A 22,743-nucleotide genomic window follows, 5' to 3' on the forward strand; every position below is an offset into this window, starting at 1 on the left:
CCTCACCCTCCGGCGGGCAGACCGGTCGTCCGTGGGGCGTTGGCCAGATGCGCCCCCACGCGCTTGACCATCAGGGTCATCTCGTACGCGACCTGGCCCACGTCGGAGTCGGCGTCCGCCAGGACGGCGAGACAGCTCCCGTCGCCGGCGGCCGTCACGAAGAGGAAGGCCTGGTCCAGTTCGACGACGGTCTGGCGGACCCGGCCCGCGTCGAAGTGGTGGCCCACTCCCTTGGCGAGGCTGTGGAACCCGGAGGCGACGGCGGCGAGATGCTCGCTGTCCTCCCGCGTCAGGTCGCCCGACGCCCCGGTGGCGAGTCCGTCGCTGGAGAGCACCAGCGCCTTGCGGATGCTCGCGACGCGCTGGACGAGCTCGTCGAGCAGCCAGTTCAGTTCGCCCGAGCCCTGGCGTGCGGGGTTGTGTGCTGCGGCGTTCGGTGCGGTCATCGACCGTCCCCTCCCGGAGTGGTTCCTGGTGCTGTGCCACCGGGGCCGCCGGTGGGTTCGGTGTTCGCCGTGCTTTCGGCGGATTCGGCGGCGTTCTGCCGACGGCCGCGCTGCCAGCCCCGCTGGAGGGAGGCCATGCGGTCGCGTACCTCGTCCGCGTCGCGCTCGCCGTCGTCGAACGTGTCCACGGGCGCCCGCTGCGGGGTCCGGTCCGCGGACTCCTCACGGAGCTGGCGGGCGAGGCTGGCCTGCCGGACCCGCCGGGGCAGTCCGCCCACGGTGTCGGGCATCGGTGGGCCGGCCGGGGACGAAATCCTGTCGTGCCGTGCCCCGGGGGCCGGGGACGGCTCTGTGGCGCGCGGTGCTTCCGTGGGGTCGGATGCCTCTGTGGCACGGGACGGCTCCGCCGTACGGTCCCTCTCCGCCGTACGGTCCCTCTCCGCCGTACGGTCCGTCTCTGTCGTACGGTCCCTTTCTGTCGTGCGGTGCACGGCGGCTCGTACGGTCCAGGGCGCGTCGGTGGTCCGGGACCTGTCGGCCGCCTCGGGCTCCCGGTCGGCGGTGTGCCGGACCGGGCCGGTGGCCTTCGCGGGGGTCTCGACCGGGTCGTCGCCCGGGTCGTCGACCCGGCGGCCCCGGTCGGTGACCAGCGTCGGCGGAGTACGGCGCGGCAGCGGGACGGGTCCTGCGGGGCGCATCGGGCGCACCTCCGCCGTCGGCTCGACGGCGTGGTCGCGGGCCTGCTGGTGCTGGTCCCGGTCGGTGGCCCGGCGCATGGACCCGGACTCGTCGCGGCGGGGCTCTCGGTCGCCCTCGCGGCGCAGGTCCCGGGCGCGGAAGATGCCGCCTCGCTCGCTCTCGGTGTCCTCCAGGTCGGACACGCCGTCCAGGACGGGGCCGAGGGCCGGGTCCAGTTCCGGATCCGGATCCGGCGAGCGGTCCAGCGGGTCGCCGGTGAAGTCCAGCGGGCCGACCGGGGGCTCCAGCTCGACCGGCCCGTCCAGGACACCCGGGGCGGTGAGCCCGGTGGGCACCGGAGACAGGGCCGGGGACCTGCCGTTGACGCGGCGCTCCGCGCCCGGGGCCGTGCTGGGCGCGTCCTGCGCCGCGTCGGAGCTCCGGCCGCTGCCGATCGCCCGCTCGGCCCGGCGGTCGAGGCGGAACCCGGTGCCGTGGGTGTCGGGGGCGTCGGTGAGCAGCGCCGCGGGGATGAACACGACCGCGGTGGTGCCTCCGTACGGCGACTTCTGCAGGGAGACGCGAACGTTCTGCCGCTGGGCGAGCCGGCTGACGACGAACAGGCCCAGCCGGTCGGTGTCGGAGAGCTCGAAGTCGGGGGTCTCGGCGAGCCGCAGGTTGGCGTCGAGGAGGATCTCGGGGGCCATGCCGAGGCCCCGGTCGTGGATCTCGAGCGTGAAGCCGTTGGAGACGCGTTCACCGTGCACCTGGACCGCGGTGTGCGGGGGTGAGAAGACGGTGGCGTTCTCCAGGAGTTCGGCGATCAGGTGGGTGAGGTCGGCCACGGCGGGGCCACCCACCCCGATCCGGGCGAGGCGCCGGACCTCGATGCGTTCGTAGTCCTCGACCTCGGCGACGGCCGCCCGCACGACGTCCATCAGCTGGATGGGCTTGCGCCACTGACGGGAGGGGGCGGCGCCGGAGAGGATCACGAGGCCCTCGGCGTGGCGCCGCATGCGGGTGGTGAGGTGGTCGAGGCGGAAAAGGTCGGCCAGCTCGTCGCCGTTCTCGGTGCGGCGCTCCATCGCGTCCAGCAGCGTGAGCTGGCGGTGCAGGAGGACCTGGTTGCGGCGGGCGAGGTTGACGAAGACCTCGGAGACACCGCGCCGCATGTCCGCCTGCTTGACCGCGGCCTCGACGGCGGCCCGCTGAAGGGTGTTGAGCGCCTGTCCGACCTGGCCGATCTCGTCGGGCTCGTAGCTGAGGTGCGGGGCCTCGGTCTCTACGTCCACCTGCTCGCCCGCGGCCAGCCTGCGCATGACGCTGGGCAGCCGGACGCCGGAGACCTCGTGGGCGTCCTTGCGCAGCCGGGAGAGGTCGCGGACGAGTTGACGGCCGATGCGTACGGAGACGAAGACCGAGACGATCAGGGCCAGGAAGCCGAGGACTCCGGCGATCCCCGCCTGGAGGAGGACCCGGTAGGCGGCCGGTTCGGCGCGGTCCTGGAAACGGTTGCCCATCTCCGTGGCGTCGCCCGCCAGCCGGTCGAGGACGGTGACGGCCGATTCCTCCCAGTGGTCGGCGTCGACGGCGCCGGGGCGCTTCGTCGGACCGGCGGCGATCAGGGCGTCCTCGGCGTTGCGCAGCGGTTCGGTGTCGGGGCTGCCCCAGAACTGCTCGACGCGTCGGCGCTCCGCGGCGGGCAGGTTGCCCAGGCTGACCTCGTAGAGCAGCTCGCGCTGGGCCACGAGCGCGGATACCTGGCGCAGTTCGGAGGTGGTGAAGCGACCCGCGATGAGGCCCGAGGCGATCAGGGCGTCCTCGCGGGAGAGCATCTCCCGGGCCCGGGAGACCCCGACCAGGGCCCGCATCTGCTGGTCCATCGACACGTTCTCCAGGGTGTGGAGCCCGGTGAGGAAGCGGTACGAGGGGTCGACGAGGCCGTTGTAGAAGTCCAGCGCCCTGGCCCGGCTGATGGTGCGCTTCTCGACCGATGCGCGCAGGGCGTCCAGTCCGTCGACGGCGCTGAGGATCGCGTCCAGGCGGCTCGCGTCGGAGGCGCTCAGAGCTTCCCGGACGTCCTGCTCCTGGGCGTTCTCCCTGACCTCGCCCACGATGCGGTCGGTGGCGGCGCGTCGGCCCATGAGGACGGGGAGCGCGTCGGAGGCCCGGGGATCGGCGAGGAAGACCAGTGTCTGCCGTCGCTCGTCCTGGACGGCTCGGACGGCGTCCTCCAGGGGGTGGCCGACCTTCTCCACGATGGATCCGGCGCTCATCAGCTCGTCCGCCTGACGGCCGGTGATGTAGGTCGCGAAGACCCAGAGGCCCGTGAGGGAGACGAGCGGCACCAGCAGCAACGCCACGATCTTCCTGCGGATGGACTTCCCGCGAAAGCGCATGGCCTCCCCCAGATCGGCCCCGCACCGCGGGGGTGGTCTTCTCCCGGACGTCCCTCGGCCCTGCCCCGCCGCGCACCGTGCGTACACCGGCGCGCATCGGGCGGACGCGGGAGAGGTCCGTCCTGCGTCAATAAACGGCGCGAGCCTACTACCGACACAGAGACAACTCGAAGACACGTCCGGATGATTTTCAGCCGCCCACCCTGGACTTGATCATGAGTTGTCCCCGTATTCCCGGAGATGAAATTCGCGAAAGCGACAGAGGATGCCGACCGGACCTGCCGGTACCAGCACGTATCAGTTGGCTGGAATTCTTCGCTCCGTGCCCTTCTGTGCTCTGCGGGCGTTTTCCTGGGGAATCTTCGGGACGGGTGGTTCGTCCATATGTACGGGGTAGACGCACGGTGGGGTCGTGCGCGGCAGGGTGGACGTGTTCCGCCCGCGTAGAACCGGCGCAAGCCGGGCAGCCACCCTGAAGTCGGACAGTGGTGGGGAGTTGAAGGTCCTTGAGCACGCAGGAACGCGGGAGCGCCGGAGCACCGGCGGCCGCGGATACGGAAGCCGCGGACGGGGCACGGGTACCGCGGCAGTTGTGGGTGGAGGAGCCGGCGTCGAAGCGGCGGATGCCCGACGCGGTGCGGACGGCCGCCGTGCGCGCCGTGCTCATCATGTCGCTGACGATCATCCAGGCGATGGTCGCTTTTCTGAGCACCTTGACCGGCTCCTGGCTGGCCTTCCCGATGGTGCTCAGCAGTGTGGCCAGCACGGTGGTCGCCACCTGGTCGGTGCTCGACGTCTGGGTGACCCGGCAGGTGTGGAACCAGCGCAACGGCGTGGTGTCGGTGCCGAGCAGTTCGGCCCGGCAGATACGTCGTGAGCGGCGGCGGTCCCGCCGGGCCGAGCGAGCCGCCGAGCGGGACGGCACAGGTGGTGGCATAGACGGCCGCCGGAAGACCGGAGACCTCTCCCGTGCCTGACCCGCGGAACTGATCCGCGCACTTGTTCCGCAGGTCTGGCCCGCGGACTTGATCCGCAGGCCCGACCCGCGGAACTGATCCGCAGGCCCAACCCGCGGAACTGATCGCGGACCGCCATCGCTGAGGGGACCTCTCCGCGGTTCGGCCACTTCCGCCGGGCGGCTCCGCCCGACCGGCGGAGGTCGTGATCCGTGGTCAGGCACCGGGCCGTGGTGCCGGGGTTTCGGCGGCCGCCTGCTCGTTCCTCCTGAACATGCGGGTTGCCGTGATCTCGCCGTGGACCGTCTCTCCGTCCGGGTCCTGCTGCGGCAGACCGGGACGCAGATGTTCCTCCACGCTGATGTACTTGAGCCCCGCCCTCAGGTCCGCGTCGTTGCGCAGCCGGATGACGAGGGGGAACTCGGCGAGCGCCGTCGTGTCGAACAGGCCGGTGGTGTAGAGCAGTTGCACGCCCAGCGCGTCCGACACCGCCCGCTGGAGCTCCAGCAGGTACGTGGCGTTGGCGCGGCCGATCGGATTGTCGAGGAACAGGGTGCCCGCGTGCCGGTGGCGGTCGCGACCCCGGTCGTTGCTGCGCAGCGCCGCCATCGTGCAGTAGAGGGCGATGGCGGCGGTGAGCAACTGCCCGCCGGAGAAGACGTCGCCCATCTGCCCGACGGGGACGCGCTCGGCGCGCAGCACGGCGTCCGGCTTGAGGATCTCCACCGCGATGCCCTTGGGCCGCAGCGCCGCCTCGACACCCCTGAGCAGCAGGGACATGCCGTCCCGGCGCAGGTCGGAGTTCTTCTTGAGGGCGGCGCGGGTGGCCTCGTCGACGACCTCGCCGAGGCGTTCGGTGAGGGTGGCCTGGTCGGGTTCCTCGAAGCGGATCCGGAGGAACTCCTGCCCCGACCACTCCCCCAGCCCTTCGGGAAGCTGGGAGAGCCGCTGGGCGGAGCGCAGGGTGGTGAGCGCGGAGTCGACCAGGCCGCGCAGCCGGTCGACGATCGAGTCGCGGTTGCGTTCCAGCTGGATCAGTTCGTCGGTGAGGACGCGGAGCCGGGGGGCGAAGGCGTCGGCCCACTTCTGGGCGTGCTCGGGCAGGGCGGAGGCGGGCAGCTCGCGGATCTGCTGGCGGGCCGGGGTGCGGACCTGTTCGTACCGGGTGGAGTTGGCGTGCCGGACGAGGACGTCGCTCGCTTCCCGGACGGCGCTCTCGGCCGCCGAGAGGTCGGTGTTGCAGCCACGCAGGGAGCGGCGGGACTCGGCCGCGGACTGCCGGGCCTCCTCCAGGGTGCCGGCGTAGGGGTCGGGGTGCTCGGTGCCGTCCTCCGTGCCGTGGTCGCGCAGGAGGTCCCGCAGCAGGGCCGCGGTCTCGTCGAAGCCGCCGGCGGAGTCCTCGGCGGTGCGGTGGGCGTGCAGCAGCTCGCTGTGGGCGGCGCGGGCGGTGTCCAGGGTGGCGGTGGCTTCGGCCAGTTCGCCGTTGGCAGTACGCAGGAGGGCCTGGGCCCCTTCGGCGTCGGCCGGGACGAGGTGGTCCGGCAGTTCGGTGTGGTGCTGCCGCTCGTCGTCGGGGGCGAGCCGTTCGGCCTCGCCGCGCAGCCTTCCCAGGTGCTCGCTGGCGGTGGAGGCGCGGGTCTCCAGGAGCTGGACGTGCGCTTCGGCGCGGGCGGCGGCGGCCTGGCGGGAGGGGCCGTCGGCTCCGTCGGTGCCCTCCAGGAGCTGGGCGGCGCGGGTGCGGACCTTGTTGGTGAGGCGGTCCAGCTCGGCGAGGGCGGCGCTCTCGTCGCTCTCGGCGCGGGCCTGTTCGGCGCGGAGGTCGGCGCCGACGCCGACCTTCTCGTAGAGCTGGGAAGCGGCGCGGTAGGCCTCGCGCAGGGTGGGCAGGGCGGTGCGGGCCTTCGACTCGTCCTCCTCGGGGAGGACCTCGGGGACGCCGGCGATCTCGGCGCGCTCGGCCCGCAGGGCGCGTGCGGTGCGGCGCGCGTCGTCCCCGGCGCGCTGGGCGGCCCTGCGGTCCTCGTCGGCGGAGCGGGCGAGGTCGAGGCAGACGGCGGCACGGGCCTCGGACTCGGCGGCCTCGTCGACCAGTTCGCGCAGCCGGACCTGCCAGCCGGCGCGCTCCCGCAGCCGGTGGGCGAGTCCGGCCAGGGCGTCGGCGGCGCGGCGGGCCCGCTGGGCGGCTTCCTGGCGCTCGTCGCGGACCCGGGCGGTGTCGGCGGCGGCCTCGTCGGCCTCAGCGCGGGCGGTGCGGGCCTCGGCGAGGACGGCCTCGGCGCTCTCGGCCGCCGTACGGGCGGTGGCGGCGGCCTCGGCCAGTTCCGTGAGCATGCCGGGCGGGCAGTCGGCGCGCCAGGAGCCGATGCGGGCGGCGAGGGCGCGGTCCCCGGAGAGACGGGCGGCGAGCCTCCTGATGTCCTCGTCGCGGGCGGCGGTGCGGCTGCGCAGCGCGTGGCGCTCCTCGTCGGCGGCGTGCTCGTCGTGCATGGCCGGGTTCGGCGGGACGAGGAAGACGCCGTCGCTCTGCGCGTCGGAGCCGGTGCCGGCGGCCGGAACAGGGGCTAGGAGGGCGGCGGCGGTGCCGACGGCGACGGCGGAGCGGGGCAGCAGGGCCGCGCCGCCGAGGACCTCGCGGGCGCGGGTGTGGGCGTCGGGGTCGGTGATGACGACGCCGTCGACGAGCTCCGGGCGGGCGGCGAGGACGGCGGCGTGGTCGGCCGGGTCGACGGCCTGCGCGAGGTAGCGCCAGCCGGGCAGGGCGGGGATGCCGTGCTCGCCCAGATACTCGACGGTGGCGAGGACGTCCGGGCCGGGCGGCAGCAGTCCGCCCTCACCGAGGGCACCGAGGATGCGGGCGTCGTCGGCGGCGGCGGTGCGCAGGTCGAAGAGGCGGCGCTCGGCGGCGGCGACGGACTGGTCGAGGAGGTCGCGCAGCTCGTCGGCGCTGCGGTCGAACTCCTCGGCGGTCAGCGGCTGCTGGGGGGCGGCGGGCTGGTCGGCGAGGGCCACCGCGCGATCGGCGGCCGGTTCGGCGGAGGTGGCCGTGCCGTCGTCGGCCCCCGGACCGGGACGTGTCCCGGATCCCCGGTCCGGTCCGGACGGTTCGTCGGCGGCCTCCCTGCGGGGCTGCGGGACGCTGGCGCCGGACGGAAGGCCCAGCAGGTCGCCCAGGCGAGGGTCGGCGGCGATGGATTCGGCGGCGCGGAGCTCGTCCTCGTAACTCTGCTCGGCCGCCCTGGCCCCGTCGGCGGCGCGGGCGGCGGCCAGGTCGGCGCGGCTCTCGGCGACGGCCGCCTCGCGGGCGGTGTCGGCGGCGGCGCGCGCGGCTTCGCGGGCGGTGTCCCAGGCGGTTACGGCGGACTGTTCGGCGTCGCTGGCGGCGAGGGCAGCGCGGGCCGGGTCGGCGTCGGGCGCGGTGTCGTCGAGCCAGCCCGCCTTGACGGCTTCGGCGGTCTCCTGGCCCACTTCGGCGAGGCGCTGGCGCAGGTGTCCGGCCTCGCTGCGGGCGCGCTGGGCCTCGGTGGCGGCGACGGTGGCGTCGCGGTGGGCGCGTTCGCCGGTGGCCTGGAGGGTGTCGGAGCGCTCCTCCTCCTCGTTGGCGACGCGCTCGCCCTCCTCGGCGGCCCGGTGCAGGGCGCGGACGAGGTCGGTGGCGGCGGCGGAGCGGGCGGCGAGGGCGGGGGCGGCGTCGCGTTCGGCTTCGCGGATGGCGGCGGCGACCCTGGCGGAGCGGTCGGCGGCAGCCCGATGGCGCAGGACGGCTTCGGCGGCCTGCCAGGCGGCGTGCAGGGTGCGGGCCTCGACCAGCTCCTTGCGGCCGGCGGCGGCGCTCTTCTCGGCGGCGGCCAAGGCCAGCGAGGCGTGCCGGTAGGCGAGTTCGGCGGCGATCAGGGAACGGCTGCCCCGGGTGGACTCGGCCTCGGTGACGGTGTGGGCGGCGGCGGTGACCCGTTCGGCCAGCTCGGCGGTGCGGCCGCGCTCCTCGGCGGCGCGGGCGGTCAGCCGGCGGGCCAGGGTGCGGGTGCGGCGTTCCGCGCCGGCGTGGATGTCGCGGGCGCGGGCGCGGGCGTCGGTGGCCTCGACGATCCGGTTGAGGAGGTCGACGGAGCCTGCGGTGAAGTCGCGTTCGGCTGTCAGCTCGGCGCGGCGGCCCAGCTTGTTGCCGAAGCCGCTGACCAGGTCGGCGAGTCCGTCGGTGTCGCGGGTGTCGGTGACGGCGCGGAGCAGGAGGTCGGTGAAGTCGGAGTCCTTCTTCACCGCGAAGAGACCGGCTGCCTCGCCCTCGTCGGAGTTCATCTCACGCTGGTAGCGGAAGAGTTCGGGGTCGAGGCCGAGGTCTCCGAGGTGTTCGTTCCAGCGGTCGTGGATCTCTTCCCAGTGCACGTCGAGGTGGGCGTAGAACTTGCCCGCGTCCATCAGCGCGTCGCGGAAGCCCTTCATGGTGCGCCGCCTGCCGCGTGCGCCGGAGACGCCTTCGGCGGGGCGGCCCACGGCGGAGGACTCCGCGACGGGCAGGCTGTCCAGACTGAGCCCGGGGCCGGGCCGGAACGAATACCAGGCCTCGGCGAACTTGCGCGGGTCGTTGGAGACCTGACGGCCGCGCCACTCGCTGACCTTGCCGACGACGACGCACTCACCGGTGAGGGTGTGCTGCCACTCCAGGGCGACGTGCCCGCAGTCGTCGGCGAGGAGGAACTTCCGCAGCACGCCGGAGCTGGCGCCGCCGAGGGTGTTGCGGTGGCCGGGGAGCATCACCGAGAAGATCAGCTTGAGCAGGACGGACTTGCCGCCGCCGTTCTCCAGGAAGAGGACGCCCGCGGGAGCGGGGCGGCGGGGCGGGCCGACCGGCTCGTCCTCGAAGAACTCCGCCTGGGCGGGGGCGGGGCTGGGAACGGGTGCGCCGACGCCGCGCAGGTCGAGGACGGTGTCGGCGTAGCGCGCACCGGCAGGCCCGATGGAGTAGAGGCGGACCCGGGACAACTCGTACATGGCGGCGGACTCTCGTCGTTCGGTGAGCGGGGGCGGAGCGGCAGGTGCGGGCTGGGCGGCGTTCTCGGGAACGGCCGGTCAGCTCAGGTCAGGTCAGGTCAGGTCAGGTCAGGAGTGGAAGGGCAGGCCCGCGTCGGCGGCCAGCTCCGTGCTGTCGGGGTCGGGCGGCGGCAGCAGGGTGGCGGAACCGTCGGTGACGGGGACGACACCGAGCTCCAGCAGTTCGGCCATGGCGGCGCTGCCCGCCAGGTCGCGGACCTGGAGCTGATAGCGGGCGGTGGTGCGGTAGGCGCCGCCCGCGTCGTCGCCGGTGCGCTGGAGGAAGCCGGAGTCGGTGAGGAAGGCGACGGCCTTGCCGATGATGCCGGTGGTGGATCCGGCGAGCCGACGGGCGTCCTTCGTCGCGCCGGTGGAGCTGCGGCGGGCGTAGATCCGCCAGCCGGCTTCGAGTCCGGGGGCGTCGCTGGCCGGGTCGGTGTTGTCGCCCTGCTCCTCGGCGCGCTCCTCCAGCCGCCGGCAGGCCTGGCGAACGAAGGCGTCGACGCCGTTGACCGTGATGCGGCCGATGTACGCGTCGTCGGCGAGGTCCTCGGGGCGGGGGAAGGCCAGGGCGGCGACGGCGAGGTGCGCGAGGCCGTGCAGGAAGCGGTCGGCGGCGTCGGACGATGCGCGGCGGGCGTAGTCGCCCATGCGGACGGCGAAGACGGAATCCTCACCCGCGGTCACGGCCATCCCGGCGCGCGGGGAGACCTCCAGGACGATGAGGCCGAGGCCGGTGGCGACGGCGTCGGCGAGCCGGGCGAAGGCGCTCTCCTCGCGGTAGCGCCGCAGCAGGTCGGCGTATTCGGCGTCGCGGGCGGGCAGCAGCTTGGGCTGGAGCCCGAAGGAGACCAGTCGGGCGGCGTCGGCGGCGTCGGCCGGGGTGACGGGCGTCTGCCCGGCGGGTTCGGCGGCGCCCTGGTGCGCGGAGTCGGCCGCGTGCGGGGTGGCGGGCCCGGCGTACGCGGAGGGCTCGGTCCACGCGTCGGGGTGCTCGGCGTCGTGGTCGCTCACGGCTTGGACTCCTCGGTAAGGAAATCGTGCGGGTGCGGAAGGAGGACGGGCCCGGTCACGGCGCAGAGCGCGGGACTGTTCACGACGGACGCCGCGGTGCCGGTCCTGGCGAAGGCCGCGGAGCCGGCCCTGGCGAAGGCCGCGGAGCTGTTCACCACAGAGGCCGCCGGGCCGGTCATGAGGCCTCCTTGCGGTCGGCGGCCATGCCGACGGCGTCCAGCAGGGCGGTACCCACGATCAGGTCGGCGCCGCCGAACTCCGGGTCGTCCAGCTGCGCCCCGTCGTCCACGGCGAACAGCAGGCGTCGTTCGCCCTGGCGGTAGGCGGTGCCGACCGGCGGGCTGGCGGCGTGGACGGCGAGCAGGGCGACCAGGTACGGCAGGTCGGTGTCTCCGGTGCCGCGGGCTTCGGCGAGCAGTCCGGAGAGCCGGCGCGGGGCGTCGTGCTCCAGGTCGAGCAGGGTCGTGGCGCGGGCGAGCTGCTCCTCGCTGAACCGGCTGTCGTCGGGGGTGGCGATGAGGTCCGGCTCGGGCATCTCCGCGCCCAGGTGCTCGCGCTCCAGCGGCGGGGTGAGCAGCAGGTCGACCAGGTCCCCGACCCGTACGGAGGTGGGGGTGCGCAGTCCGGTGCCGTGGGCGAAGAAGGCGTCGGTGGCACGGGTGGACTGTTCGACGGGGAGGGGGAGGAGCGGGGCGAGCAACTGCCCGTACAGGTCGAGGCCCGCGTGGGCGGCGGGCGGGGCGAACGCCTGCCGGTCCTGCTCCGCGCGGAAGAGGGGGCCCGCCTCCAGGAGCCGGGACTGGAGCTGGGTGTGACGGCGGATGCAGTCCTTGACGATGTCGACCAGCTCGGCGGCCCGGCGCTTGTGCTCGGGCTCCTCGGCCTCGTCGCGCGCCTTGCGGATGTTGGTGAGGATCGCGTTCTCGTGGCGGTAGCGGTCGGCCACGTGGTCCAGGGCCTCGGCGATCATGTCCGGGACGGTGTGGAGCCAGTCGACGGCGCGGACGTTGCGCCGGGTGGCCTCCAGGGTCCGGCGCAGGGTCTCGGCGTACTGCACGGTGCGGTAGCGGGCCTGTTCGGCGGCGAGCTGGGCGTCGGCGAGGCGGCCCCGGCTGATGAGGACCTCCAGCTTGACCTCGGCGGCGATCTGGGCGCTGGTGACATCGGTGTCCAGCGCGCCGACCAGGACGTTGACCGCTTCGTCGGTGGCGCGGAGGTAGACCGCGCCGCCGTAGCCCGGGACCTCCTCGATGAGCTTGAAGTCGTAGTCCCGGCGTACGTAGACGCCGTCGGGGCCGAAGGTGCCGTAGACCGCGCGGAAGCCGCGGTCGACGCTGCCGACGTTGATCAGGTTCTCCAGGACCCAGCGCGCGACCCGTTCGTGCTCGGCGACCGGACGGTCGGGGGCCTGGGCGCCGACCCGGGGCAGCAGTCTGGCCACTATCTGGTCGTGGTCGGCTCCGGTGTCGAAGTCCATGTTGAGCGTGACGTGGTCGATCGCGGCGAGGGCGACCTCCGCCATGGCGTACACCGTGTACTCGCCGGCCAGATTCGCCTTGCGGACGTCGAGGTCGTGCAGCGGCGCCGTGCACGCGAGCGCGCGCAGCCGCCGCGAGAGCCCCTCGTCGGCGGCGGGGCCCGGGGCAGGCCGAGGCCCCGCGCTGAGCTGCGGCGAGGTGGCGTCCGGGTAGGCAGGCGAAGTCACGTGGGACAGATTAGGTCCTCGCACCGACAACGGTCGAAACGGCGTTTATGCGACCGGCTCCGGGCGGGGGTCAGGTCTGTGCGGGTCCGTATCCTCCGCCGCCCGGTGTGCGCATCACGAGCACGTCTCCGGCGTCCAGTTCGGCGGTGTCGCAGCCCTCCAGCGGGACCAGCTCGCCGTCCGCCCGCTCGATGTGCTGCTCCCCGAGCGCCCCCGGCTCGCCGCCGTCCGCTCCGTACGGCGGGACGCGGCGGTGTCCGGAGAGCAGCGCGACCGTGACCGGTTCCAGGAAGCGGATACGACGCTCGACGCCGTCGCCGCCGTGCCACCGCCCCGCTCCCCCGCTGCCGTCCCGGACGGCGAAGCCCTCCAGCAGGGCGGGCAGCCGCCACTCCAGGATCTCGGGGTCGGTGAGCCGGGAGTTGGTCATGTGGGTCTGTACGGCGTCGGCTCCGTCGAAGCCGTCCCCCGCACCGGATCCGCTGGCGATCGTCTCGTAGTACTGGACGTGGTCGTTGCCGAAGGTGAGGTTGTTCATGGTGCCGGAGCCCTCGGCCTGGCCGCCGATCGCTCCGTACAGGGCTCCGGTGACGGCCTGGGAGGTCTCCACGTTGCCCGCGACGGTCGCCGCCGGGTAGACGGGGTCGAGCATGGACCCGGGCGGGATCGTCACCTCCAGGGGTTTCAGGCAGCCGCTGTTGAGCGGGATGTCCTCCCCGACGAGAGTGCGGAAGACGTAGAGGACGGCGGCCATGACGACGGACCGGGGCGCGTTGGCGTTGCCGGGCTGCTGGGGCGAGGTCCCGGTGAAGTCGAGGTGGGCGCTGCGGGCCTCCCGGTCCACGGTCAGCCGTACCTGGATCAGGGCCCCGCTGTCGGTCTCGTAGCGGCAGTGGCCGTCGTGCAGTCCGGCGACGATGCGGCGTACGGACTCCTCGGCGTTGTCCTGGACGTGGCCCATGTAGGCGGCGACGACGTCGGCGCCGAACTCGTCGGTCATGCGCCGTAGTTCGGCGATGCCCTTCTCGTTGGCGGCGACCTGGGCGCGCAGGTCGGCGAGGTTGGTGTCCGGGTCGCGGGAGGGGTACGGGGCGGAGGTGAGCAGGTCGCGGGTCTCGTCCTCGCGCAGTCGGCCGTCGCGGACGAGCGGCCAGTTGTCGAAGAGCACCCCCTCCTCGTGGATCGTCCGGCTGAAGGCGGGCATGGAGCCGGGGGTGATGCCGCCGATCTCGGCGTGGTGCCCGCGCGAGGCCACCAGGAAGCGCAGGCGGTCCGGTTCTCCTGCTTCGCCCGCGTCGAACACGGGGGTCACCACGGTGACGTCGGGCAGGTGGGTGCCGCCGTGGTACGGGTCGTTGACGGCGTACACGTCGCCGGGGCGCAGGCTCCCCTCGTCGCGCCGCAGGACCTCCTTGATCGACTCGCCCATCGAGCCGAGGTGCACCGGGATGTGCGGGGCGTTGGCGATCAGGTCGCCCTCGGCGTCGAACAGGGCGCAGGAGAAGTCGAGGCGTTCCTTGATGTTGACCGAGTGGGCGGTGTTCTCCAGGCGGACGCCCATCTGCTCGGCGATCGACATGAAGAGGCTGTTGAAGACCTCCAGCATCACCGGGTCCACCCGGGTGCCGACGGCGGTGCGCTCGGGCCGGGGGCTGCGGCGCGCGAGGACGAGATGTCCGGTGGGGGCCGTTTCGGCGCACCAGCCGGGGTCGACGACGGTGGTGGCGTCGTCCTCGGCGACGACGGCGGGCCCGGCGACGGTGTCGGCGGGGCGCAGGTCCGTCCGGCGGTACAGCGGGGCGCGCTGCCATCGCCCCTCGGCGTACAGGTCCACGGTGTCGGCCGGGCGCGGCGGGGTGTCGCGGTGGCCGTCGCGCGGACCCGAGCCCGTGGCGGGCGCGGCATCACCGGTCGCACCGGTCGCACCGGTGGCTCCGGTGGCTCCGGTGGCTCCGGTGGCTCCGGTGGCTTCCACCGTGACCGTCTCGACGACGACGGGCCTGTCCATCGTGAAGCCGAACCGGGCCCGGTGGGCGGCGGCGAACGCCTCGCCCATGGTGGTCTCCGTGTCCAGGTCCACCGGCAGCGCCGCGTCCGTCCCCGCGTACCGCAGCAGGACGCGGGCCTGTGTGGTGATCGCGGAGTCCGGCGTCCCGTCGGCGCGCAGGGCTTCGCGGGTACGGTCGGCCAGCTCCGCGCAGAGCCTCTCCACGCGCTCCCGGGCGGCCTCGCCGAGCTCCTCCTCCACCGACTGTTCGCGCATCGCGGTGGCGTCCGCCAGGCCGATGCCGTACGCGGAGAGCACCCCGGCGAGCGGGGGGACGAGGACCGTGCCGATGCCCAGGGCGTCGGCGACCGCGCAGACGTGCTGGCCGCCCGCGCCGCCGAAGCCGGTCAGGGCGTAGCGGGTGACGTCGTGGCCGCGCTGCACGGAGATCTTCTTGACGGCGTTGGCCATGTTGAGCACGGCGATCTCCAGGAAGCCCGCCGCCACTTCCGCCTCGTCCGGCCGTCGCCCGGTGGCGCGCGCCACCTCGTCGGCGAGGGTGGCGAACCGCGTCCGCACCAGGTCGGCGTCGAGCGGGAGGTCGCCGCCCTCGCCGAAGACCGCCGGGAAGTGGCCGGGCTGGACGCGGCCGAGCATCACGTTGGCGTCGGTGACGGTGAGGGGGCCGCCCCGGCGGTAGCAGGCGGGGCCGGGGTCGGCGCCCGCCGAGTCGGGGCCGACGCGGTAACGGCTGCCGTCGAAGTGCAGGACGGAACCGCCACCGGCCGCGACGGTGTGGATGCTCATCATCGGGGCGCGCATCCGGACCCCGGCGACCTCGGTGCCCAGTTCCCGTTCGAACGCGCCGGCGTAGTGGGAGACGTCGGTGGAGGTGCCGCCCATGTCGAACCCGATGACGCGGTCGTATCCGGCCTGCCGCGACGTGCGGACCATGCCGACGACGCCCCCGGCCGGGCCGGAGAGGACGGCGTCCTTGCCGCGGAACCGGGCGGCCTCGCGCAGGCCGCCGTTGGACTGGAGGAACATCAGCCGGATCCCGTCGAGGCGGGCGGCGACCTCGTCGACGTACCGGCGCAGAACGGGTGAGAGGTAGGCGTCGACGACCGTGGTGTCGCCCCGGGGGACGAGTCTGATCAGCGGGCTGACCTCGTGGGAGCTGCTGACCTGGGTGAAGCCCGCCTCACGGGCCGCCTCGGCGACGGCCCGTTCGTGGGCGGGGTGGCGGTAGCCGTGCATCAGGACGACGGCGGCGCTGCGCAGACCGTCGGCGTGGGCGGCGCGCAACTGTTCACGTACGGGGTCGAGTTCGAGAGGGCGTACGGTGCGGCCGTGGGCGTCGAGGCGTTCGGGAACCTCGATCACGCGTTCGTGGACGGACTCGGGCAGGACGATATGCCGGTCGAAGAGGCGGGGCCGGTTCTGGTACGCGATCCGCAGCGCGTCCCGGAAGCCCTCGGTGATCAGCAGGACCGTCGGCTCGCCCCGCCGTTCCAGCAGGGCGTTGGTGGCGACCGTGGTGCCCATCCGGACGGCGGCGACCCGGTCGGCGGGCACCGGGTCGCCGGGGTCCAGGCCGAGGAGCAGCCGGATACCTGCGACGGCCGCGTCGTCGTAGCGGGCGGGGTCGTGGGAGAGGAGCTTGCGGGTGATCAGGCGGCCGTCGGGGCGGCGGCCGACCACATCGGTGAAAGTGCCGCCCCGGTCGATCCAGAACTCCCAGCGTCCGGTCATGGCGCCATTCTGTGCCCGCACCCCGGGGCTCGCAGGGGCTGAGCACCCGCAGGGGATCTCGCAGGGGGAAGCGCCCGCAGGGGTTCAGTCCTGGAAGAGCGCCGCCAGCCGGGGCAGATGGCGGCGGTTCGCGGCGGCGTCCTCGGCGTCCCAGCTCTCGCCCGCCGGGTCCGCCGGGCGTATGCGGTCGCGCAGCGCCGCTTCGACCGCGGTGTCGAGGGAGGCGGTCTCGCCCCGGAGGCGGTGGTAGGCCTCGGCGATCGGGGCGTTCAGGGACTCGTATCCGATCCAGCCGCACTCTCCCCGGCTCATCCGGATCACCACCGGCAGTCCGGCCAGCGCGTCCGGGTCGGCCACCGCCCGGGTGAAGGTCTCCCGGCCGAGCAGGGCGAGCCCGTCGCGGAAGTCCATGAAGCCGTCGTCGCCGCAGCCGCCCTCGATGAGGTAGGCCGCGTTCCACAGGGGCCACCGGTAGGCGGACCGGGTCACGTCCACCGCGGTGACCGCGAAGGCGGCGATCCGCTCCGGCTCCAGGGAGGCGAGCACGTCGGTCAGGGCCCCGGGCAGGGGGTCGTCGGGCGGGTCCCGGTCGTCCGCCCGGTCCCCGGCCGCTTCGCGAGCCCGTTCGACGAGCCCCCACCACTCGTTGATGTCCATGGGGAGAAGCCTAGGAGGAGGGTCTGACAGTGACCCTCCTCCTGGGCTGCCGCGTACCCCGGGCTCCGCGCCCTCCGCGTGCTCCCGGCCCGCGGCGGTCAGATGGCCGGTGCGTCCGGCCCGATCCGGCTCCGTACCGCCGTCTGGACCTCGGCCTCCTCGGCCGGGTCGGCGGCGAGGCGGCGCAGGCGTTCGGCGACGCGGATGTCTCCGGTCTCGGCGTGCAGGGCGGCCACCTCGCGGGTGGTCTCCTCGCAGTCCCAGAGGCACTCCACCGCGAACCCGGTCGCGAAGGACGGGTCGGTGGCTGCCAGCGCGCGGGCGGCCCTGCCCCGCAGGTGCGAGGAGGACGTCTCGCGGTAGACGTGGCGCAGCACGGGCGCGGCGCAGGCGATGCCGAGGCTGCCCGCTCCGTCGACCAGGGGCCACAGCCGGGGGGCGTCGGGTCCGTCGCCGCGTACGGCCTCCCGCAGCGCGCCGAGGACTTGGGGAGCGTCCTGGGCGGTGCCTCGGCAGGCGAGCACGCCGGCGGCCGAGGCCCCGAGGGCGTCGGGGCGGTGGGCCCAGCGCCGGGCCCGTTCCACGGCGTCGTCGCAGGTCATCCGCTCGAAGGCGGCGATGGCCGTGTCGGCGACGGTGCGGGAGGGGCTGACGGCGGCAGCCTCGATGAGGTCGAGGACGGCGGGGTCGCCCGCCTCCGCGAGGTAGTGCAGGGCGGCGCAGCGGGCGCCTTCGGGGCCGCTGCGGGCAGCCTCGACGATCAGGGGCAGGTCGTCGGGTCCGGCGACGGCGGAGAGACAGCGGGCCGCGGGGACGTGCAGTTCGCTGCCGCGTTCCAGGGCCTGCTGGGCCCAGTCGAAGACGGCCTGGACGCTCCAGCCGGGGCGGGGACCCCCGGGGCGCATCTGGCGTTGCCATCGGTCGAACGAGCCCTGTTCGCCGGCGGCCCTGACCCTGGCGCCGACCGCCGCGCGCGGGTCGTCGGCCCACAGCCGCCAGGGGCGCGGCTCGAAGGAGTCCCGTACGGCGGCGGCGAGGTCGGCCGATCCCTGGTCGGTGGCCGGGAAGCGGGCGAGGACGGGCAGCGCGAGGGAGCGCAGGCCGGCGTCGTCGTCGCGCAGGGCGAGTTCGTCCAGGGCCCAGGCCCAGTTGGCACCGGTCGCCGCGTAGCGGCGGAGCAGGGCCAGGGCGTCGTCGCGCCCGTAGGAGGCGAGGTGGCCGAGGACGGACAGCGCCAGGCCGGTCCGGGAGTCGTCGGTATCGAGGTGGTCGTCGGGATCGGCGAGGTGTCGCTCGATCTCCTCGATACCGCCGTCGAGGTCGAGGTAGAGGCGCGCGTAGTAGAGGGAGCGGTTCTCCACCTGCCAGTCGTGACGGGGGTCGCTCACGACGCAGTGGTTGAGAGCCGCGAGGGCCTCGGGGCGCGGTGCGGCGAGCGCGTGGAGCGTGCCGTCACCGCGGCCCCTCTGCAACAGGCCGAGCAGGGTGCCGCTCGGCGCTATGAACGGATCGAACATGGGAGAAAGCCTCACATCAAGCTGTCGACGCAACCGGGACTGTGCAGTACCCCGTGCCTCTCGGCACGCGGGGAATGTCCGGGGGACACCGTTACGCCGCGCAGTGACATGATCGGCCGACCGCCGTCTTTCGCCTGGTGTAGAGCATCTTCCTCTGCCTCTCGTCGGTGGCCCTGAGCGGGCCCGCGACGTCATGATGACCCAGCCATTTCGCCACCGCGACCACATTTACGACGGACCGGTCAGCGGAGCCGACTACGGACGCGCGACGGGGCGTGCCCGCCGGCGCCTCACCGGGCACCGAAGCGTTCCAGCAGGTCGGTCTTGCCGAACATCCGGGCCGTGTCCAGCGCGGACGGCGTTCCCGCGGCCGGGTCGGCGCCGGCGGCGAGCAGCGCGTCGACGACGGCGTCCTCGCCCTTGAAGACGGCTCCGGCCAGCGGGGTCTGGCCCCGGTCGTTGGCCCGGTCCGGATCGGCCTCACGGGCGACGAGGGCGGCGACCGTCCCGGCGTGCCCGTGGTAGGCGGCGAGCATGAGCAGCGTGTCGCCCCGGTCGTTGGTGAGGTTGGCGGGGACTCCGGCCTCGACGTACGCGGTGAGCGCCTCGGTGTCGCCGGCGCGGGCCAGGTCGAAGACCTTGGTCGCCAGCTCGACCACCTCGGGATCAGGGGTTTCGCTCATCGGACGGCCGCCTTCCTTGACTGCTGCCACGGCTGCCACGGCCGTGGTTGACCTGGTGGGGAGTACGGCACGGGACCGTACGAGTGAATCGACAGGGTACTGCTCCCGGGCCGACATGACCCGGCCCGGATACGGCAAGGGATCACCGCGGCTGATCCTGCCCGGCACGGACGAGGTGATGCCGCTCCTCGGGGGCCTACTTCCATGAGCCAGTCAAGTGAAAGTGCAGGATATTCACTCGATTGCACCTTTTGTCATATAGATACTTCTCGTGATCCTGGAAGGACTCATGGTGACTGTCCCCTTCGATCAGGAGAGAACCACTCATGATCCTTTCCATCTCGGGCGTGGTACTGCTCGCCATCGTCGTCTTCCTGTTCTTCAAGAAGGACGGGCTCAAGGCCTCCCACGCCATCGTCTGCGCCCTGTTCGGCTTCTACCTGGCCGGCACCGCCATCGCACCGAGCATCACAGCGGGCGGGGCGAGCCTCGCCGGCCTGCTGGGCGGGATCAAGTTCTGACGCTCCGCAACCGCTCCCACCCCTACAGGAGACCGATGTGGCACGGCGACCACTCCCCCGCATTCTGAGCAGCGGCGGCGTTTCGATCACTCGCGGCAGAGAGATCGCGCGTACGGCCGCCGACAGTGCCACCGATGTCCTCCATCCGCTGATCACCGTGGTCCGCGGACTACGGCTGCTGGCCGTGTCCGGTCGGCGGAAGTGGGTCGCGACGCCCAAGGAGCGGCGCGGTTCCAAGCTGCTCCTCGGCGCGGCCTGCGTGCTCGTGGTGGCGCTCGTCCCCTACGGGCCGATCCTGGCCCTCGTCACGGTGATGGGCGCTGCCGCGTGGAAGGGGCGGGAGCGGACCCCGGTGCGAACCGGACCCGACGACGCGGAGACCGCGCGTCTGCGGTCGCTGTACGAGGCGCTCGTGCCGTACTTCTCGACGCCCGAAGACCCCGATCCGCTGTTCGCCCACGGCGGCGACTGGACGAAGGCCTTCGACGGGTACGCCTTCGACGCCGACGCGCGGCTCACCCGTCTGCGGATCTCCTACCCGGCGTACTTCACGGACGGCGAGCCGGCCGCCCGCTCCCGGATCGAGCAGTTGCTCCACACCAAGTCCGGCCGGGGTCGCGAATACCACTTCGGCTGGGACGAGGAGGCCAACCGTCTCGTCATGACCGTGCTGGACGCGCTCCCCACGACGATCGCCGCCCAGCGCTTCGTCACCGCCCCCGGCGAGACGGTGCTCGGCTTCACCGACCCGGACGCCGTCTCGCGCACCGTCCCCGTGCGCGACGGCGACATGACGGTGGACGCCTCGCCGGTGGTCTGGCGGACCGGCGTCCGCTCCACCGAACCGCACCTGCTGGCCGTCGGGCAGCCCGGCGGCGGCACCACGACCCTGGTCCGCTCGATCGCCCTCCAGGCCCTCCGGGACGGCGACGTCATCGTCGTCGACGGCAGCGGCACCGGTGAGCACGGCGCCCTCGCCGGGCGCGGCGGCGTCCTCGCCGTGGAGTCCGGCCTCGGTGGGGCGCTGGCCACACTGGAGTGGGCGGCACACGAGACGGAGCGCCGGCTGATCGCCGCCAACCGGGCCCGGCAGAGCGGCCACCCCGTGCCGGACGACATCCGGCGCCCGCTGTGGATCCTGCTGGACCGCCCCTGCGCCCTGGGCCATCTCGCGGCGGCCGACGGCAGGCCCGATCCGCTGGACCTGCTCCGGATCCCGCTGCGGCACGGCCGGGCCGCCCAGGTCACCGTCGTCCTGGCCGAGCAGTTCGACGCGCTGGACACCCTCACCGAGACCGTCACGACCCACACCCGCGCCCGCGCGGTCCTCGGACCGGCCTCCCGCGAGCAGATCGAGGCCGTCCTCCGCCTCGAACCGCACACCACGCCGCCGCCCGAGGTCCCCGCGGGGCGCGGTTACGTCCGCCTCGGCGCGGGCCCGGTCCTGCGGCTCCAGGTGCCCGCCACCCCGGACCCGTACGACGACGCCACGAGCGACGCGCACCGGCAGGCGGTGCTCGACCTGCTGCCCGACCGGCACCCCCCGATGGAAGCGGCTCCGGCGAGGGAGCTCTCCGACGAGGGTCCCGCGACGGAGCAGGTCCCCGTGGCGGTGGAAGCGGCGGCCCGTCCGGGCGCGGCCGTCCCGGTGGAGACGATGGTCGCCGAGGCGATGCCGTCCGAGCCGCTGGCGCAGCCGGCGGGCGCCGAGAGCTGAACGGGGAGCCGGGCCGCGCCACCGCGGGCGGGAAACGGACCGTCGATGGCCCGCCTCCCGCCCGCCGTCGCCTGCGCGAGACCCTAAGCCCCTCAGGCCACGAAGCTGCGCGGGGCGTCGGCCCCCACACCCGCCCCGGAACGCACCAGGTCCACCGCGGCGGCCAGCCGTACGGCCGCCTCGTCCGCGACGGGCCCGCTGACCGTGAACGGCAGCCGTACGTATCCCTCGAAGGCCCCGTCGACTCCGAAGCGGGGGCCCGACGGCACCCGGACGCCGACCCGTTCGCCGGCCACGGCCAGTCGCGATCCGGAGAGGCCCCCGGTGCGCACCCACAGCGTCAGTCCGCCGCGCGGCACGGCGAACTCCCAGTCCGGCAGCTCCCGGCGCACCGCCGCGACCAGAGCGTCCCGGTTCTCCCGCGCCTGGCCGCGCCGGACCTCGACGGCCTGTTCCCAGCCGCCCGTGCCCATGAGCCAGTGGATGGCGAGCTGTTCCAGGACGGGGGTGCCCATGTCGGCGTAGGCGCGGGCGGCGACCAGGCTGCGGATGACGTCGGGGGCCGCGCGCACCCAGCCGATGCGCATGCCGGCCCAGAAGGCCTTGCTGGCCGAGCCGACGGTCAGGACGGTGCTGCCCGCCGGGTCGAAGGCGCAGACGCGGCGTGGCATGTCGATGTCGGCGTCCAGGCGCAGTTCGTTCATGGTCTCGTCGACGACCAGGACCGTTCCGGCGGACCGCGCCGCGTCCACCAGCTCCCGGCGCTGCTGCTCGTCGGCGAGCGCGCCGGTGGGGTTGTGGAAGTCGGCCACCACGTAGGCGAGCCGGGGCGCGGCGTCCCGCAGCACCTGGCGCCAGCGGTTCATGTCCCAGCCGCCGAGCCCCTCCTCCATCGCGACCGGGACGAGTCGGGCGCCCGTCTCGCGCATCAGCTGGAGGATGTTGGCGTAACTGGGGGACTCGACCGCGATCCGTTCGCCGCGGCCCGCGAAGAGGTGACAGATCGCGTCGATGGCGCCCATCGCGCCGGTGGTGACCATGATCTGTTCGGGCATGGTCGGGATGCCGAGCGCGGTGTAGCGGTCGGCGATCATCTGCCGCAGGGCGGGCAGTCCGGCCGGGTAGTCGCCGTGTGTGTGGGCGTACGGCGGCAGCTCCTCCAACGCCCCCTGGACGGCGCGGGTCAGCCAGGGCTCGGGCGCGGGCAGGGCCGCACAGCCCAGGTCGATCATCGAGCCGAGCGACTCCGGCGGCAGCGGTTCGAGCCCGCGGGCGGGCAGCGGGTTGCCGGCCGGGACGGCGGTCCAGCTGCCGGCGCCGCGCCGGGACTCCAGGAAGCCCTCGGTGCGCAGTGCCTCGTAGGCCGCCGCGACGGTCGTACGGCTGACGGCCAGGGCGAGGGCCAGTTCGCGTTCGGCGGGGAGCCGGGCGGCGACCGGGACCCGGCCCTCCAGGACGAGCAGCCGCACCCCGTCGGCGAGCGCACGGTAGGCGGGCGGCTTGCGGCCGCCGGGTCCGGTGGGCCGGGCCTGCTGCGTCCGGAGCTGCCGGGCGAGCTGGGCCGCCCCCACCGTCGATGTCCACTGCGCCATCGAAATCAGTCCACCTTCCTCGAATTGGCCATAGTTGGTGACCGATCCCCTGCCACAGAGTGGCATGACCCAGTCCACTACCACTACAGCA

At 73.9% G+C, this 22,743-nt stretch carries 14 protein-coding genes; 3 read left to right on the forward strand and 11 right to left on the reverse strand.

The annotated features are described in order from the left end of the window. Positions 1 to 2: 2 nt before the first annotated feature. Entirely contained in the window at positions 3 to 446 is a 444-nt protein-coding gene (locus ACH4RG_RS29230; protein WP_397923114.1) for a roadblock/LC7 domain-containing protein, read from the reverse strand. Continuing rightward, positions 443 to 3,523 (reverse strand): nitrate- and nitrite sensing domain-containing protein, encoded by a 3,081-nt coding sequence (locus ACH4RG_RS29235; protein WP_398540492.1) that lies wholly within the window; start codon positions 3,521 to 3,523, stop codon positions 443 to 445. Before ACH4RG_RS29235 ends, ACH4RG_RS29230 begins: the two co-directional genes overlap by 4 nt. A 623-nt stretch (positions 3,524 to 4,146) precedes the next feature. On the opposite strand from ACH4RG_RS29235, the gene ACH4RG_RS29240 reads away from it, so the two are divergent. Then, positions 4,147 to 4,500, forward strand: coding sequence for a hypothetical protein (locus ACH4RG_RS29240; RefSeq protein ID WP_361869570.1), 354 nt, complete (start codon positions 4,147 to 4,149; stop codon positions 4,498 to 4,500). A gap of 195 nt (positions 4,501 to 4,695) precedes the next feature. On the opposite strand, the gene ACH4RG_RS29245 is transcribed toward ACH4RG_RS29240, so the two are convergent. The 8 genes from ACH4RG_RS29245 to ACH4RG_RS29280 form a co-directional block, all read right to left on the reverse strand. Then, positions 4,696 to 9,468 carry a hypothetical protein gene (locus tag ACH4RG_RS29245; RefSeq protein ID WP_398540493.1) on the reverse strand — a complete coding sequence of 1,591 codons (4,773 nt, stop codon included), beginning with the start codon at positions 9,466 to 9,468 and terminating at the stop codon, positions 4,696 to 4,698. A 108-nt stretch (positions 9,469 to 9,576) separates the two neighbouring features. Further along, positions 9,577 to 10,521 carry a hypothetical protein gene (locus ACH4RG_RS29250; RefSeq protein WP_397931954.1) on the reverse strand — a complete coding sequence of 315 codons (945 nt, stop codon included), beginning with the start codon at positions 10,519 to 10,521 and terminating at the stop codon, positions 9,577 to 9,579. After that, positions 10,518 to 10,700 (reverse strand): hypothetical protein, encoded by a 183-nt coding sequence (locus ACH4RG_RS29255; RefSeq protein WP_397931951.1) that lies wholly within the window; start codon positions 10,698 to 10,700, stop codon positions 10,518 to 10,520. The genes ACH4RG_RS29250 and ACH4RG_RS29255 overlap by 4 nt, the downstream gene beginning before the upstream one ends. Next, positions 10,697 to 12,226, reverse strand: coding sequence for a hypothetical protein (locus tag ACH4RG_RS29260; protein ID WP_397931949.1), 1,530 nt, complete (start codon positions 12,224 to 12,226; stop codon positions 10,697 to 10,699). Before ACH4RG_RS29260 ends, ACH4RG_RS29255 begins: the two co-directional genes overlap by 4 nt. A gap of 70 nt (positions 12,227 to 12,296) precedes the next feature. Beyond that, the gene (locus tag ACH4RG_RS29265; protein WP_398540494.1) at positions 12,297 to 15,965 is read right to left on the reverse strand and encodes a hydantoinase B/oxoprolinase family protein; all 3,669 of its coding nucleotides are present in this window, start codon (positions 15,963 to 15,965) and stop codon (positions 12,297 to 12,299) included. An 84-nt stretch (positions 15,966 to 16,049) separates the two neighbouring features. Then, positions 16,050 to 16,622 (reverse strand): DUF4240 domain-containing protein, encoded by a 573-nt coding sequence (locus ACH4RG_RS29270; RefSeq protein ID WP_398540495.1) that lies wholly within the window; start codon positions 16,620 to 16,622, stop codon positions 16,050 to 16,052. A 98-nt stretch (positions 16,623 to 16,720) separates the two neighbouring features. Continuing rightward, a complete protein-coding gene (locus ACH4RG_RS29275; protein ID WP_397923099.1) occupies positions 16,721 to 18,139 on the reverse strand; it encodes a HEAT repeat domain-containing protein in 1,419 nt (472 codons plus the stop codon). Positions 18,140 to 18,429: 290 nt separating this feature from the next. Next, positions 18,430 to 18,822, reverse strand: a complete 393-nt coding sequence (locus ACH4RG_RS29280) for an ankyrin repeat domain-containing protein (protein ID WP_018960616.1) — start codon at positions 18,820 to 18,822, stop codon at positions 18,430 to 18,432. 326 nt (positions 18,823 to 19,148) lie between these two features. Here ACH4RG_RS29280 and ACH4RG_RS29285 point away from each other — a divergent pair, with 326 nt between their 5' ends. Beyond that, positions 19,149 to 19,343: a hypothetical protein gene (locus tag ACH4RG_RS29285; RefSeq protein WP_003970432.1), complete on the forward strand. Its 195-nt coding sequence runs from the start codon at positions 19,149 to 19,151 to the stop codon at positions 19,341 to 19,343. A gap of 37 nt (positions 19,344 to 19,380) precedes the next feature. Beyond that, positions 19,381 to 21,060, forward strand: a complete 1,680-nt coding sequence (locus ACH4RG_RS29290; RefSeq protein WP_398540496.1) for a hypothetical protein — start codon at positions 19,381 to 19,383, stop codon at positions 21,058 to 21,060. Between the two features lie 92 nt (positions 21,061 to 21,152). Here the strand turns inward: ACH4RG_RS29290 and ACH4RG_RS29295 are convergent, their stop codons facing one another. Then, positions 21,153 to 22,652 (reverse strand): PLP-dependent aminotransferase family protein, encoded by a 1,500-nt coding sequence (locus ACH4RG_RS29295; RefSeq protein ID WP_398540497.1) that lies wholly within the window; start codon positions 22,650 to 22,652, stop codon positions 21,153 to 21,155. Between the last annotated feature and the right edge of the window lie 91 nt (positions 22,653 to 22,743).

The sequence above is a fragment of the Streptomyces sp. NPDC021019 genome (assembly GCF_044333295.1).
In the GTDB taxonomy this organism is placed as follows: domain Bacteria; phylum Actinomycetota; class Actinomycetes; order Streptomycetales; family Streptomycetaceae; genus Streptomyces.

Coding starts and splice junctions, on each gene's coding strand:
- ACH4RG_RS29275 (WP_397923099.1), bottom strand. CDS start 18,139: ATGTTCGATCCGTTCATAGCGCCGAGCGGCACCCTGCTCGGCCTGTTG.
- ACH4RG_RS29285 (WP_003970432.1), top strand. CDS start 19,149: ATGATCCTTTCCATCTCGGGCGTGGTACTGCTCGCCATCGTCGTCTTC.
- ACH4RG_RS29265 (WP_398540494.1), bottom strand. CDS start 15,965: ATGACCGGACGCTGGGAGTTCTGGATCGACCGGGGCGGCACTTTCACC.
- ACH4RG_RS29230 (WP_397923114.1), bottom strand. CDS start 446: ATGACCGCACCGAACGCCGCAGCACACAACCCCGCACGCCAGGGCTCG.
- ACH4RG_RS29235 (WP_398540492.1), bottom strand. CDS start 3,523: ATGCGCTTTCGCGGGAAGTCCATCCGCAGGAAGATCGTGGCGTTGCTG.
- ACH4RG_RS29245 (WP_398540493.1), bottom strand. CDS start 9,468: ATGTACGAGTTGTCCCGGGTCCGCCTCTACTCCATCGGGCCTGCCGGT.
- ACH4RG_RS29270 (WP_398540495.1), bottom strand. CDS start 16,622: ATGGACATCAACGAGTGGTGGGGGCTCGTCGAACGGGCTCGCGAAGCG.
- ACH4RG_RS29295 (WP_398540497.1), bottom strand. CDS start 22,652: ATGGCGCAGTGGACATCGACGGTGGGGGCGGCCCAGCTCGCCCGGCAG.
- ACH4RG_RS29255 (WP_397931951.1), bottom strand. CDS start 10,700: ATGACCGGCCCGGCGGCCTCTGTGGTGAACAGCTCCGCGGCCTTCGCC.
- ACH4RG_RS29240 (WP_361869570.1), top strand. CDS start 4,147: ATGCCCGACGCGGTGCGGACGGCCGCCGTGCGCGCCGTGCTCATCATG.
- ACH4RG_RS29280 (WP_018960616.1), bottom strand. CDS start 18,822: ATGAGCGAAACCCCTGATCCCGAGGTGGTCGAGCTGGCGACCAAGGTC.